Raw genomic sequence first — 14,610 nt, 5'->3', positions numbered from 1 at the left:
TTCCTTAAAAATAAGGAATCTTTTTCTTCAAAAAACGTTCCCTGCCGGAATCGAACCAGCAACTAATCCTTAGGAGGGACTTGTTATATCCATTTAACTAAGGGAACACAATAGCTATATTTTACCTGTTATTCGTGTTTCTCGCAAGATGAGAAGGAAAAGAAAGGAAGAAAAACATGGTCAAACGATTGATAAGTGCAAACTATAGTGAAATCAAAGAAATGTCGGCGCAAGAATTGAAACAATCCATTAAAGCGAGCGAAGGACGAGTGATCGTCTGTGAAACGGTGGTTCAAACCATGCCGCAAGCTGGCGATATCACCAACGCAGAAGTCGCGGCAGCTTTTGGGGCTGACTTGATTTTGTTAAATGGCTTTGATTGTTATCGTCCAGCTATTTTTGGGATGCCTGGTATCACATTGGAGCAGCTGCTTGATCCTACACAGCCCATTAAAAATCCGATTCCTCAACTAAAACAACTGATTGGACGACCTGTCGGCATCAATCTTGAGCCGATCCCAGCTACGACGGAAATGATGAGTGAAAAGATCAGCATCAGTCAAGGCCGAACAAGTTCGGTTGACACCATCAAAAAAGCCCAAGAACTCGGGGTGGACTTTCTTTGCTTTACAGGCAATCCTGGAACGGGTGTGACCAACCGAGAAATCGCTAAAGCAGTAAAATTGGCAAAAGAACATTTCTCTGGGTTGATAATCGCTGGAAAAATGCACAGTGCCGGCTCAGATGAACCTGTGGTTGATCGAGAAGCCATCATTTCTTACGCTGAAGCTGGGGCAGATATTTTGTTACTGCCTTCCGTGGGCTCGATTCAAGGCTTTCTAGAAAAGGATCTGATCGAAGCTGTTCAAATTGCCAAACAATATGACTTATTGACGATGTCAGCGATCGGAACGAGTCAAGAAAGCGCACGTCCAGAAACGTTGCGACAATTAGCCATTATCAACAAAACTTGTGGGGTCGATCTGCAGCATATTGGTGATGCTGGCTATGGCGGCATGGCACCGACCGAAAATATTTTCGAAACATCAGTTGCAATTAGAGGTATGCGCCATACGATCAATCGTGTCGGGCGTTCAATCAACCGTTAAATCAGAAAAAATTACTAGCGAAGGAAAACGGAGAATCGTTCTGCTTCGCTTTTTGCATTTTTTTCGCTAAGTTAGAAAGAATGGAGGAAACACAAAATGAAACAAGCATTGATCATTTACGGAGGTTGGGAAGGACACGCCCCAAAAGAAACCAGTCAGTTTTACCAAACGTTGCTGGAGTCAGAAGGATATCAGGTGACACTCGCCTCAGATTTTGAACCTCTCTATCATAAAGAAGAATTAAAAAGGCTGGATCTGTTGATCATGAATTGGACGCGAGGAGAATTGCCTGATGAGCCGCTGCAAAATGTCACTCAGGCTGTAGCAGAAGGGTTAGGATTAGCAGGCGTTCATGGCGGCTTTGCCTCGGCTTTTCAAGCCAGTAAAGGCTGGTTGTTTCTGACTGGCGGCTGTTTTTTGGCACATCCTGGTGGATTGGAAACGACCTATAGCATCGATCTTACGACAGATCACTATATTACGGCAAATACGCAATCGATCCCTCAGTTGACGACGGAGCAATACTATTGTCTGGTTGATCCAGCCGTCACTGTGTTAGCTACCTCAACATTTGCCGCTAAAGATCATCCGAATGCAGCTAACCAAGAAGTCATACTGCCAATGATGTGGATCAAAAAATGGGGCAAGGGCAGAGTCTTTTTTCAATCCATTGGACACAGTCTAAAAGAGCTAGAAGAGCCCACCATTCAGACTTGGACCAAACGAGGCTTTCTATGGGCCACCAGAAATACCTTGGCTGATCCGCTGAAAAATAGCCAGTATATGGAGTAATCAGAAAAACGAATAAGTAAATAAACGCGTGCAATCGTTTTACTTTATGGAAGAAAATAAGCATGGTACACTTTATTTGTATTTGATTAAGCAGGAGGTAATGTGGAATGGGAAAATTTGGAAAAAGTTTTTTATCGCAGGTAATATCTGACGGAATCAAAGGACCATTTGTCACGATCATGCTCAATACGCATGTCGGCCACCAGAATGTCGAAAAGGATCAAATCAAATTTAAGAACTTTGCCAAAGATGCGAAGCGCCGCTTTGAAAAGAAATACCCAGAACATTCTTGGGATCTTTTTCAAACAAAAATTGATGAACTGCTTGCAGATCAATCATTTTGGCGTAACAGTACAACGAGTGTGGCGGTGATTATCACACCAGAAGATGTACTGGTCCATCGGTTAAGTATTCGTGTGGATGATCAATATTATGTAGGGGAAACCCCGTATGTATTAGCTGTCATCAAAAACGCACAATTTAATTACCCATTTTATCTCTTAGCGTTGAATCGCGATTCAATGCAAGTCTATCAAGTTGAAAACAATCAAGTGCGTGAAGTCGAGTTGCCAGAAGAGGCACCGACAACGATCGAAAAAGCGCTGGGGGAAGAAATCACTGGCGGGGGCAACTTTAATTACAGTGCCCAAGGTGGCCCTAACTCAGGGGGAGAAGGCGTCGCTTATCACGGCTTTAGTGCCAAAGATGAAGAAGTCGAGATCGATCACGTCAACTACTACCAAGCAGTTGATGCATTTTTTAAGAATGATTTTTCAAACGAAGAGCATTTACCAATGTATCTTTTTGCTTTACCAGAAAATCAAACGCTGTTTAAAAAAGTGGCAAAAACGAACTTTTTCAAAGCAGAACCAAGCATTTCCTCTTCACCAGCATCGTTATCTTTGAAAGAGATCCAAACGTGTACGCAAAAGCTGATTGCGGAGTTGACACAAAAAGAAGTTGGGGAATACGGCAAGCTGTTGGATCGGAAATTTATTGACCAATTGGTTGATATCGTACCTGCAGCTAAAGAAGGCAGGATCGCCAATCTGTTTGTAGCGACTTCCAATCTCGCCGATGGGTTTGGAGAAGATCCTGACACGGAATACGATCGTCGCCAAGTGTTAAATACGCTGGCAATCGATGTTTTAGAAAATGGCGGCGAGGTATCTATTTTGGAACAAAAAGATGCCCCAGGAGAAAAAAGTTTGACTGCGATTTTGCGCTACTAAACGCAGTTGCGTCCTTCGTAAATAAATCGTTTCCAAAAAAGAAAAGACTGTTGCAGATCTTTAGTGCAGCAGTCTTTTTGCGAATTATAAAAAAATAAAGGCGTTTTCATTTTTTTTGATTTTCTATTAGTCATAAAGAAGATAATGTGCTATAATACAAAGTGTAGTTTTTGTTACGGTAAATTATGGTAGCTTGTTTCATCTTAAACATCTTCCACATTTTCACCTTATACAAGTAATTGCAAAATATGTGTATAAACACAAGGAGGATTTTTATTATGGAAACAGGTACAGTTAAATGGTTTAACTCAGACAAAGGTTTTGGATTCATCACTGCAGAAAACGGTAACGATGTATTCGTTCATTTCTCAGCTATCCAAGGCGAAGGCTTCAAAACTTTAGAAGAAGGTCAAGCAGTGACTTTCGATATCGAAGACGGACAACGTGGCCCTCAAGCGACTAACGTTAACAAAGCGTAATTTGTGAATGCCTTTTAAGAGCAGCTTAGCTGCTCTTTTTTTGTGCGCGTGATATTTGCTTGCGGAGATAGTAGTTGTTATACTCTTAGAAAAAAAGGAGGCAGACTGATGGGATTGAATGAATTTATTCTTGGATTGGCTAATTTAGAAAAAATCCAACGAGCACCTGGATTTTTTAAGTTTACCGAGCACAGCGTGGCCGCTCATTCGTTTCGAGTAACCATGATTGCCCAGACCTTAGCCGATATCGAAGAACAAGCGGGAAATCAAGTCGATTGGCAAATTCTTTATGAAAAAGCCTTGAACCATGATTACACGGAACGTTTCATCGGCGACATCAAAACGCCAGTCAAATATGCAAACAAAGAATTGCGGGCGATGTTATCAACCGTTGAAGTAAAAATGACCGATGCCTTCATCGAAGAAGAAATCCCCCAAAGCTTTCAAGCGACGTATCGCAGACGCTTGGCGGATGGCAAAGACAACAGCCTTGAAGGACAGCTGTTGGCAATTGCGGATAAGATCGATCTTTTATATGAATCTTTTGAAGAGATCTCAAAAAGCAACCCCGACAAAGTGTTCAAAGAAATGTTTCGTGAAGCGGTTTTGACGGTCAAAGCGTTTCAGCATCGTCCATGTGTGACCTATTTCTTTGAAGCCATTTTTCCCGAGTTATTGAATGCAGATTTTTATGGCAAGACTGCTTTTCTAGAAGAAATCGCAGCTTTGGTGGAAAAATAAACAAAAAGAAAAAACGAAAAATCAAGAAATGATCCATCTCACAGGTTTTACTTGAAACAAGTGAGGGGAGCAGGTTTGATTTTTCGTTTTTTTGTTGTATTAAAGCAAAGATTCCGCTCCATCAATATAGACTTCCGTTCCAGAAATATTGCCCGCAGCCTCTGAAGATAGAAAAAGCACAAGGTTGGCGACTTGTTCTGGCACGCCTGTTTCTTGTTTTAATGGTCGAGAACGTTCTGGATATTTGACGGGGATCTCAACGCGAGCAACCTCTTCTTCAATTTCTGTGCTGGCATCGATATTCGTTGCGATCGCCCCAGGGCAGATGGCATTGACCCGAATATTATAACCAGAAAGTTCCAGCGCAGCCATTTTTGTAAAGGCGACTTGACCTGCCTTAGATGTACTGTAAGCAGTCGCACCAAAATTGCTGAAGATGCGGTTTCCATTGACTGAACTCGTAATGACAATGCTGCCGCCGTTTGCTTTCATAAATGGGATCGCAGCTTTGACGGTAATAAAGGTACTGCGTAAATTTGTGTTGATTGTCTGGTCCCATTCCGCCACCGTCAATTCTTCGATCGGTGTCCAAGTACCGTTGATGCCGGCATTGACGTGAAGTACATCGAGACCACCTAGTTCTTCCACAAGACCACTCATCGCTTTTTGCAGCTTCTCTGCTTCAGTGACGTCAACGGCACGATAGTGGGTTTGTGCGTCATAGTCAGCAAGAAACTCCTGTAGCTCCTCTTCGTTGCGATCAATCAACCCAACAAGAGCACCCTGGGCTAGAAATTGTTCTGCCACCGCTTTTCCAATCCCTGAAGCAGCCCCCGTTACAATCACTCGTTTGTTTTTGAAATCATTCATTTTTTTCGCCTCCTTATAGTAAATTATAAAAAAGATCCCTTTTTTTGTCGAAAAAAGCGATCAGCGACGAGTGACAAATTCCTTTGGCTGATAAATACGGATACTAGATAGTAAGGTTCTTCTTCCTGCGAACCCTCGTATCCGATGGGAAAACAGATGTAATCGCCATTGATTTTGTAGTATAATGCAGACAGTGTGCAAGGAGGAATACAATGAAACCCATATACGCTGTGGTGGATCTTGAAACAACAGGAACCGATTCGACGATTGATCGAATTATTCAATTTGGCTGCGTCTTAGTCCAAGATGGCAAGATCATTAATCGTTTTGCCGCAGATATCAACCCTGACCGCAGAATTTCTAAGCAAATTCAACGATTGACACACATCACAAACCAGCAAGTAAGCAAAGCGCCTTATTTCGAAGACATAGCTGACACGATCTACAACTTACTCAGCAATACGATTTTTGTGGCGCATAACATTTATTTTGACTATCATTTTTTAAGCAATGAATTTGTTCGTTGCGGTCTGCCGCCTTTATCGATTCCAGGGATCGATACGGTGGAATTGGCGCAAGTGTTTTTGCCGACAGAAAGCAGCTTTCGCTTAGGTGATCTGGCAGACAGCATCGGCTTTCGTCATGACAACCCGCATCAAGCCGATAGTGATGCAGAAGTGACCGCAGCATTATTTTTATACATTGAAGCAATCATGCGACAGCTACCACGGACGACTCTTAAACAGATTGCGCTTTTAAGCGGTCAGATGGGGATGCAAACGAGTGAGTATATTCACGGAATTTTGAAAGAAAAAGGACCAGAATTGGCGGAAGATTTCGAAGTGATCGACGGCGTCGTCCTGCGAAAAAAAACTGTTCCGCTTTTTGAAGCCACGCATTTTCAAGAAACGTATCCGAAAGTAAAAACGGAAAAAGAACAGCGCTTTGGCGAGCACTTGATCTATCGGAAACAACAAGCACGTTTGATGAATGCGGTGTATACGCATTACACCCAACCAGAGAAAAATTTGATTATTGAAGCAGAAACGGGGATGGGAAAAACCATCGGTTACTTGTTTCCAGCCGCTTATTTAGCGACGCCAGAAAATCCATTGATCGTTAGCACCTCATCGATTCTTTTACAAAATCAGATCATTAGCAAAGATATTCCATTGGTGAACCAAGTACTGCAGCAGCCTTTGCAAGCGGTCTTGGTCAAAAGCCATCGTCATTACATTGATTTGCAGCGCTTTAAAGCGACGCTGGATCAACCGGTAGAACAAAAGCAATACGCCCAATATCAGATGGGGATCTTAGTCTGGCTGACCAAAACAGAAACAGGTGACTTTGATGAATTGAATTTAGTTCGTCTTGATCATCCTTTATTTACCGACATTCGCCATCGCGGGGTCGACTTTTTAGCCAAAGATCAACCCTTCTATGAACAAGATTTTGTCCGACATTTATATCGGCGGATGGCGCAAAGCAATGTTTTGATCGTCAATCATGCCTTTTTAATGCAGGAAAACCGACGGGCGCAGCCACTGTTGCCAACGAGTGATTATTTGTTGATCGATGAAGCCCAACAGTTGCCGCAGCAAGCAGAAGGCTTTAGTCAACATGTCTTTGACTCTGCTCATTTCAAGCGGCAGTTTTTACAGCTGAATGAAGAAGGACTATTTGAAGAAATTGCCCAGATCATTACCGAGGACGATTTTTTGCAACGGATGTTCTCGTTGTATCGAAATGCATTGTCGGTTTTGGTCGAAACACAAGAACAGTATTTTCGCACCTTATCGATCGATGCCCCAGAATTACAAGTCGTTCAGCATCATGACCTCTATGATGGGTCATTAGAGCAGGACAAGCTACATCAAAAATTGAGCCTCTATTATCAGGAAATCAATGAGATTCAACAGCAGCTGCGTCAGCGATTCGAGTTGACCAATGATCGGTGGTATGCAAGACAACGGATCGTGATTGCCCGTTTATTTGATTTCTTTAGTCAAATGGACGCACAGGAACAAACAGTGACCGCGTGGTTGACTTGGTGGCATCCTCGTTACGTTCATTGGCTGAAAAAGCATCCCCAGTCAGGAAATGCTGTGATTGAGTTAGCTGATCTAGAAGGACATTCGATCGTGGAGAGCACATGGTACCAACGCTATCAGCACATCATTTATCTAGGGGGGACATTGAAGATCCCAGGCAACAAAGAATATTTTGCCCATCAGATCGGCTTGACGGATGTGCCAGTCAAAACGATTCCTGCCTTTTATGATTACAGCAAGCAAACGCGACTGTATGTAATCAAAAAAGGTCTCTCGATCCAACAAGCATCAGCTGCCGAATACGCGGATTATTTAGTCGAAGCGTTAGTCCCGATTTTGTTTGACAATCCGCAACCAGCGCTTGTGTTGTTTACGGCGCACGAAACTTTGAAAAATGTCTATGATCGATTGAATAAAAAAGCCCTGCATTATGGCAGAGAAATCGTTGCTCAAGGGACTGGCGGAACCCGTGAGAAAATCTTAAAGAAATTTTTATTAGCGGAAAATGGTATCTTATTAGGGACTAGCAGTTTTTGGGAAGGGGTCGATTTACCAGGACAGGCACTGAAGATCGCTGTGGTGACCCGATTACCTTTTGAGAACCCTAAACAACCCATGGTCCAAGCACGGCACGCCTTTTTGGAAGCAGAAGGCATTGATTCTTTTAAAGAAGATGCCTTACCTAAAGCGATTTTACGGCTGCGCCAAGCATTGGGGCGCTTGATCCGTTCCGAGGAGGATACCGGCGTGATGGTCGTCCTTGATCGACGCTTGCTATCGACAAAGTATGGCAAACGAATGGTCAAAGGCTTACCCAAAAACTTACCTCTGATTGAAGCAAGTCCAACCGAGATCGCCGAAGACATCCAACATTTTTTTGCGCAAGAGGAAAAAGCAGCAGCCGATTTTGAAAAATGAGTTGAACATCTGATATAATGGATTTTATTTAAGATTGGAGTACGAAGTGTGAAAACAAAAGACAAAGAACATCGGCGTGTGGTTATTTTGCTGAGTGCGATCACAGTCTTACTGGTCGTTATTCTCTTCGCTTCTATTTTCTATCTCCGTTCTTCTCGTCCAATGCGACAAGCAAGAAACGAAGCAATCGAAATAGCAGAAAGATACACCGATTTAGCAGAGGTCGAACAATTTTATTGGTTTACCCGTGAGGAAACCTCCTTTAGCATTGTTGGAAAGGATACGAATAACAATGAGATCGTTGTGATCATCCCAAAAAGCGGTGAGAAGGTTTCTGTTTTTAATCAAGCGGATGGGCTGACGGAAGCACAAGCTAAGGCATTTGTTCGCGACAATCATCAAGGTCAGGAAATCCAAAAGGCCGCATTGGGTATTTTTGAAGGCGAGCCAACTTGGGAAGTCATGACGAAAGATGGCGAGGGTCGTTTGAACTATTATTTGATTGGTTTCAAAGATGGCGAAGAAATCAAAGCGATCACTGAACTATAGGAAGACGCTTATGATAGAATGAATTTTGGATCGTAGAAAGGATGATAAACATGGTACTTTCAAAAAGAGCAGAAAAATTGGAACCCTCCGCAACGTTAGCGGCATCTGCTAAGGCAAAAGCGTTAGCGGACCAAGGTGTAGACGTATTAAGTCTAACTGTCGGTGAACCCGACTTTATTACCCCGAAAAACATTCGCCAAGCAGCGATCGCAGCGATTGAGAGCGGCAAGGCTAGTTTTTACACAGCAACTGCGGGGATTCCTGAGTTAAAACAGACGATTCTTGCTTATATGAAAGAGTTTTATGGTGCTGACTATGATTCAAACCAAGTGATCGTGACAGATGGCGCGAAGTTTGCCCTTTATACGCTGTTTCAAGCGCTCCTTGATGAAGAGGATGAAGTACTCATTCCAGTGCCTTATTGGGTCAGCTATGCGGAACAAGTCCGTTTAGCGCAAGGGACACCTGTGTTTGTTGAAGCCAAGCAAGAAGCCGATTTTAAAGTTTCTGTGGCTCAATTAGAAGCTGCTCGTACAGAGAAAACGAAAGCCATCATTTTAAACTCGCCTGCCAACCCTACAGGGGCGATTTACTCAAAAGAAGCGTTAACGGCAATCGGCAACTGGGCAGTGGAAAATAATATTTGGATCATTGCCGATGATATCTATGGTCGTTTGGTTTATAACGGCAATACCTTTACATCGATCGCAAGCTTATCAGAAGAGATCCGCAAACAAACCATCGTGATCAATGGCGTTTCTAAAACCTATTCTATGACTGGGTGGCGGATCGGATTTGCTGTCGGCGATGCAAAAATCATCAAAGCGATGATCGATATCGCTTCCCAAGCTACTAGCAACCCGCCGGCTGCTAGCCAATACGCAGCAGTTGAGGCACTGACTGGGAATCAAGAATCGATCGAAGTGATGCGTCAGGCCTTCGAAGAGCGCTTGAACAAACTATATCCGCTAATTGCCGCTATTCCTGGTTTTCAGGTGACGAAACCCCAAGGCGCGTTTTACTTGTTCCCAAATGTCAAAGAAGCCATGACGATGTGCGGCTATCAAACCATTGATGCCTTCGTGGAGGCCTTGCTGATGGAAGCCCACGTGGCAGTAGTGACTGGTGCTGGTTTTGGTACACCAGATTATTTACGCATCAGCTATGCAACTGATTGGGACACGTTAGCGGAAGCTACCAAACGAATCCATGATTTTGTTGAAAAGAAACGCCAAAAAGCTTAAAATGCTCTATGGTGCCTTTATTAATTAGATAGGAGAGAATCAAGTGGAATCTATTCAAATTTTAGATGCAAAAAAACACGTTGGCGAAACCGTTCAAATCGGAGCATGGGTTGCTAACAAACGTTCTAGCGGCAAGATCGCCTTTTTACAACTTCGTGACGGAACAGCGTATTTTCAAGGAATCGTTGTAAAAAGTGAAGTAGGGGAAGAAGTTTTCCAATTAGCGAAAAATCTAAATCAGGAAACTGCCGTACTGGTCACTGGGGAAATCAGAGAAGACAGCCGCTCAAAATTCGGCTATGAAATTGGTATCTCTGGTTTAGAAGTTGTTGGGGAAAGCCATGATTACCCAATCACACCAAAAGAACACGGAACAGATTTCTTGATGGACCATCGTCATTTATGGTTGCGTTCCTCAAAACAACACGCCATCATGCAAATCCGAAACGAAATCATTCGGGCAACGTATGAATTCTTCAATAAAAATGGCTTCATCAAAATCGATCCACCGATCCTAACCGGATCAGCACCAGAAGGAACGACTGATTTATTCGAAACCAACTATTTCGATCAAAAAGCATATTTGTCTCAGTCTGGTCAATTGTACATGGAAGCTGCCGCTATGGCGTTTGGCAAAGTCTTTTCTTTTGGACCAACCTTCCGTGCCGAAAAATCAAAGACACGTCGTCACTTGATTGAATTTTGGATGATTGAACCAGAAATGGCCTTTATGCACCAAGAAGAAAGCTTGGAAGTCCAAGAGCAGTACGTGGCATTCTTAGTGCAAAATGTGCTCGATAACTGTGACTATGCATTAGACGTCTTAGGCCGTGACCGTGAAGTCTTGAAAAAATACACCAAATTACCATTCCCACGAATCTCTTACGATGATGCAGTGGAATTATTACAAAAGAACGGCTTCGATGATATTCAATGGGGCGATGACTTTGGCTCACCACATGAGACCTTTATTGCCAATTCATTCGATCAGCCCGTCTTTATCTTAAACTATCCAAAAGCCATCAAACCTTTCTATATGAAGCCACATCCAACGAGAGAAGATGTCGTGATCTGTGCCGATATGATCGCACCAGAAGGCTATGGCGAGATCATAGGCGGTTCTGAACGTGCCATCGATCATGAATACCTGCTAGAACAAATCCGCGCCCACGGCTTGGACGAAAATGAATATTCATGGTATTTAGATCTACGCAAGTACGGCTCAGTTCCTCACACCGGCTTTGGCCTTGGATTAGAACGGACCGTTACCTGGTTATCAGGAATCGAGCACGTAAGAGAATCCATTCCGTTTCCACGGTTGTTGAATCGGATTTATCCGTAAAAAATCAAAAAAGTCAGCTTGATTTGAAGCTGACTTTTTTGATTTCTTAAATGTGATGAATAAGATTACTGCTAATTGACTGATGCTAATGAAAGAAAAGCTCAAAAACAGTTAGAGTAATATAACGGTTTTGTTACAATTATTTTCTTTTCACTAATAATCATGTAAAATAAGAACTAATGTGAAAATAGAGGGTAATTATGAAAAAAAAATTTTTTGTTTCATTATCAAAAGAAGTATATTTATTTTTAGTTCGTCTTTGTTCCTTAGGGAAAAGGCGTAAAAATGATAAAATCATTTTTCTTGTCAGTTTTCCTTCAACAAGCAATTACGTTTTGGAAGCTCTGGCTGAAGCCTATGGTGATCGACTGATAATTTGTTACACCAGGAATGCGCGACAAATGGTTTCAGTATTTGAGAAACAAGGATTTAAGAGCTATCTTGTGGATTCCTTTGCAATCCTTTGTTTAAAAATCATACCGATACTAAAGAAGTCAAAATTGATCATTTGTGATAATTACTTTGCTTTTTTGGGTGGTATGATATTAGATAAACAAACGAATGTTGTTCAAATTTGGCATGCCAATGGAGCAATTAAAAAGTTTGGTCTTCAAGCACAGTATGCAAAAAATGCTGCTCCTGCGGATCGTCGGCGCTATCAGAAAGTTTATAATAAATTTACTCATTTTGTAGTAAGTTCACCCACAATGGCAACGATTTTCAAGGATAGTTATAATATTGATCCGATCTTTCTAAAGTTCGGCTATCCATTAACTGATTATTACTATCAATTAGATGATGAAACAATAACTTATCAAAAAAACGCTTTGCTAGAGGATATGAACAAGAAAATCGCTCTTTACTTACCTACCTACAGAGAGAATACCGATGATAATAATCCCTTAGATTTTGATTCTATATCAAATCAATTGAATGAAGATTGGGCATTATTCATTCATCCACATCCACATGATAAAAAGATGATAGAATTAGCAAACCAATACCCAGAATATTTTATTAAAGATGATAAGGACTACGATTTAAAAAATTTAATAGCAATGGCGGACTGTTTGATTACAGATTATTCTTCAGTACCTTTTGAATATTCTTTAGTAAACCCTCGTGGGAAGATCATTTATTTCTGTTATGATTTTGAACTGTACGATGAAATTGTCGGAATTCAAGAAGAGTTTAAGAAAGATATAGGTTCTTCCATTGTGAAATCCTCCGAGGAACTTTTTTCCAGTATAGAGACGATGGGAAATGAGGATTTGTCAGATTTTAACCAAACTTGGAATACGTATGTTTCCGGGCGCGCCATTGACTCTTTTTTAGAATGGATTGATAAGCAATATGAAATCTGAAAATATAATGGGCGTTTTAGTTGATCCGATCACCTATGGAGAAGTGATGGACGATTTACCTCACTATATCGATAGTGATAAAAAAATGACTATCATTAGTGTAAACCCGCAGATTATTACTGAAAGCAGAAAACATCCAGATATCGTAACGTTTATCAATCAGAGTACCCATCGGATACCTGATGGAGTCGGAGTGGTTCTTGTTTCAAGATTAACTGGAGGAAAGATAAAAGAAAGAGTTACTGGTTATGATTTAATGGTAAGATTGCTAGGTTACGCAAATGAAAATAAGATGAGTGCTTTTTTTTATGGCGCTAAACCTGAAGTGCTGTCTGATGCGATAAAAAATATTAATGATCAGTACCCCTACCTAGGGATTGCGGGTGCTATAGACGGTTATACGACTCTTGATAATGAGTCAATTGTAAATAAAATAAACGCTGTAAAGCCAGATTTTGTATTTGTTGCGTTAGGATTTCCCAGACAAGAACGGTGGCTTGCCCAAAATATGAATGCGATACACGCTTCTGTTTTTCAAGATGTTGGTGGGAGCTTTGATGTTTTGAGTGGTCATGTAAAAAGAGCCCCTAATTTTTTTATAAACCTTCACTTAGAATGGTTGTATCGCTCGTTAAGTAATCCGACCAGATTAGGAAGAATTGCGCAATTGCCTGTTTTTTTAGTTAAAAGTATCTATTGGAAGCTGGTGAATAGAAGTGATCAAAAGAATAATTAGTTTTTTTTATCGAATACTATTTAATTTTATAGCATCTATTTTTCCAGTAAAAAAACAAATGGTTATATTCGAAAGTTTTAACGGGAAAATTCCTTCTGATAATCCTTTAGCGATCTATCAAGAGATGATACAATCGACTGATTTTGCAGATTGGACTTTCTACTGGAGTATAAAAAAAGAAAGTTTGTCAGAAGCGAAAGAAAAATATCCTGAAATATTTTTTATCTCACGTTTTTCCTTTAAATGGCTTTTGTTAATGCCAAGGGCTGGTTTTTGGATCTTTAACTCCCGTTTATCTGAATGGCTTAAAAAAAATAAGCAGACAATTTATTTGCAAACGTGGCATGGTACGCCCCTAAAAAAATTAGGAGCAGATATTGATAACGTGGTTATGCCAAATACTGATACGCAAAAATACAAAGCTGGCTTCTACAAAGAAAGTAATCGGTGGGATTACTTGATTGCCCCAAATGAGTATTCAAAAAATATCTTCAAGACGGCGTTTGGTTTTGAAAATACTTTCTTAGATATTGGTTATCCAAGAAATGATGTTTTAGTACGTTTCAAAGATGATGATACTACAATTAGTCAGCTTAAGAAAAAAATTATTGGAGATAGAAAAGGGCATGTTCTATTATATGCACCGACCTGGCGAGACGATTATTTTATTTCAAAAGGAAACTACAAGTTCTTTATGCCATTTGAATTGAGTCAACTTACTTCTAGAATGAATAAAGACGATACATTGATAATTCGACCGCACTATTTAGTCAAAGAATCTATTGTAATAGATGGCTATGAAGACCAAATCAAAATATGTTCGGATGAGGATATTAATGAGTTATATTTAATTAGTGACTGTCTCATAACGGATTATTCTTCTGTAATGTTCGATTATTTGATATTAAAAAAACCGTTGATTTTCTATCCATATGATTTAAATCATTATGAAAATGGGATCCGAGGATTTTACTTCGATTATAGTGAAGTACCAGGATCTATCTGTTTAGATGAACAGTCATTCTACCAGGTTATAGAAAAATTTTGTCGTCAAACTATTGATTCAGAATGTTCGGATACGAAATATCTAGAATTCTATAATAAATTTTGTTCTTGGGAAAATGGTGATGCTGCTAATAAGGTAGCTGAACTGATCAAAGAATGCAATATAAGGGGATAACAC

General features: G+C 40.8%; 13 protein-coding genes and 1 tRNA gene. 12 read left to right on the top strand and 2 right to left on the bottom strand.

What is annotated here, in order from left to right:
• Positions 1-35 precede the first annotated feature (35 nt).
• A tRNA-Arg gene (locus ACTW1R_RS10865) sits at positions 36-107 on the bottom strand.
• 69 nt (positions 108-176) lie between these two features.
• Between ACTW1R_RS10865 and ACTW1R_RS10860 the strand changes: the two genes are divergently transcribed.
• From ACTW1R_RS10860 to ACTW1R_RS10840, 5 genes are all read left to right on the top strand, one after another.
• Positions 177-1,109 carry a DUF7916 family protein gene (locus tag ACTW1R_RS10860; protein ID WP_010749339.1) on the top strand — a complete coding sequence of 311 codons (933 nt, stop codon included), beginning with the start codon at positions 177-179 and terminating at the stop codon, positions 1,107-1,109.
• 96 nt (positions 1,110-1,205) lie between these two features.
• The gene (locus ACTW1R_RS10855) at positions 1,206-1,901 is read left to right on the top strand and encodes a ThuA domain-containing protein (RefSeq protein ID WP_270290134.1); all 696 of its coding nucleotides are present in this window, start codon (positions 1,206-1,208) and stop codon (positions 1,899-1,901) included.
• Between the two features lie 107 nt (positions 1,902-2,008).
• Positions 2,009-3,133 carry a baeRF6 domain-containing protein gene (locus ACTW1R_RS10850; RefSeq protein WP_005229492.1) on the top strand — a complete coding sequence of 375 codons (1,125 nt, stop codon included), beginning with the start codon at positions 2,009-2,011 and terminating at the stop codon, positions 3,131-3,133.
• A gap of 278 nt (positions 3,134-3,411) precedes the next feature.
• On the top strand, positions 3,412-3,612 hold the full coding sequence (locus tag ACTW1R_RS10845) for a cold-shock protein (protein WP_003126918.1): 201 nt from the start codon (positions 3,412-3,414) through the stop codon (positions 3,610-3,612).
• A gap of 108 nt (positions 3,613-3,720) precedes the next feature.
• Positions 3,721-4,353: an HD domain-containing protein gene (locus tag ACTW1R_RS10840; RefSeq protein WP_271813265.1), complete on the top strand. Its 633-nt coding sequence runs from the start codon at positions 3,721-3,723 to the stop codon at positions 4,351-4,353.
• 99 nt (positions 4,354-4,452) lie between these two features.
• Here ACTW1R_RS10840 and ACTW1R_RS10835 read toward each other — a convergent pair whose 3' ends face one another.
• The gene (locus ACTW1R_RS10835) at positions 4,453-5,223 is read right to left on the bottom strand and encodes an SDR family oxidoreductase (protein ID WP_252704950.1); all 771 of its coding nucleotides are present in this window, start codon (positions 5,221-5,223) and stop codon (positions 4,453-4,455) included.
• Positions 5,224-5,435: 212 nt separating this feature from the next.
• On the opposite strand from ACTW1R_RS10835, the gene ACTW1R_RS10830 reads away from it, so the two are divergent.
• From ACTW1R_RS10830 to ACTW1R_RS10800, 7 genes are all read left to right on the top strand, one after another.
• Positions 5,436-8,192 carry a helicase C-terminal domain-containing protein gene (locus tag ACTW1R_RS10830; protein ID WP_128489176.1) on the top strand — a complete coding sequence of 919 codons (2,757 nt, stop codon included), beginning with the start codon at positions 5,436-5,438 and terminating at the stop codon, positions 8,190-8,192.
• Positions 8,193-8,240: 48 nt separating this feature from the next.
• Positions 8,241-8,741 carry a cell wall elongation regulator TseB-like domain-containing protein gene (locus ACTW1R_RS10825; protein ID WP_015510034.1) on the top strand — a complete coding sequence of 167 codons (501 nt, stop codon included), beginning with the start codon at positions 8,241-8,243 and terminating at the stop codon, positions 8,739-8,741.
• A gap of 50 nt (positions 8,742-8,791) precedes the next feature.
• Positions 8,792-9,985, top strand: coding sequence for a pyridoxal phosphate-dependent aminotransferase (locus ACTW1R_RS10820; protein WP_489927276.1), 1,194 nt, complete (start codon positions 8,792-8,794; stop codon positions 9,983-9,985).
• A 43-nt stretch (positions 9,986-10,028) separates the two neighbouring features.
• Positions 10,029-11,327: an asparagine--tRNA ligase gene (gene asnS, locus ACTW1R_RS10815; protein WP_005236932.1), complete on the top strand. Its 1,299-nt coding sequence runs from the start codon at positions 10,029-10,031 to the stop codon at positions 11,325-11,327.
• A 200-nt stretch (positions 11,328-11,527) separates the two neighbouring features.
• The gene (locus tag ACTW1R_RS10810; protein WP_016610756.1) at positions 11,528-12,691 is read left to right on the top strand and encodes a CDP-glycerol--poly(glycerophosphate) glycerophosphotransferase; all 1,164 of its coding nucleotides are present in this window, start codon (positions 11,528-11,530) and stop codon (positions 12,689-12,691) included.
• Positions 12,681-13,427: a WecB/TagA/CpsF family glycosyltransferase gene (locus ACTW1R_RS10805; RefSeq protein WP_375826626.1), complete on the top strand. Its 747-nt coding sequence runs from the start codon at positions 12,681-12,683 to the stop codon at positions 13,425-13,427. Before ACTW1R_RS10810 ends, ACTW1R_RS10805 begins: the two co-directional genes overlap by 11 nt.
• Positions 13,408-14,607, top strand: a complete 1,200-nt coding sequence (locus ACTW1R_RS10800) for a CDP-glycerol glycerophosphotransferase family protein (protein WP_223597713.1) — start codon at positions 13,408-13,410, stop codon at positions 14,605-14,607. Before ACTW1R_RS10805 ends, ACTW1R_RS10800 begins: the two co-directional genes overlap by 20 nt.
• The last annotated feature ends 3 nt before the right edge of the window (positions 14,608-14,610 follow it).

Source organism: Enterococcus sp. R12 (assembly GCF_058135755.1).
This window is presented reverse-complemented; position numbering and strand designations above follow the sequence as displayed.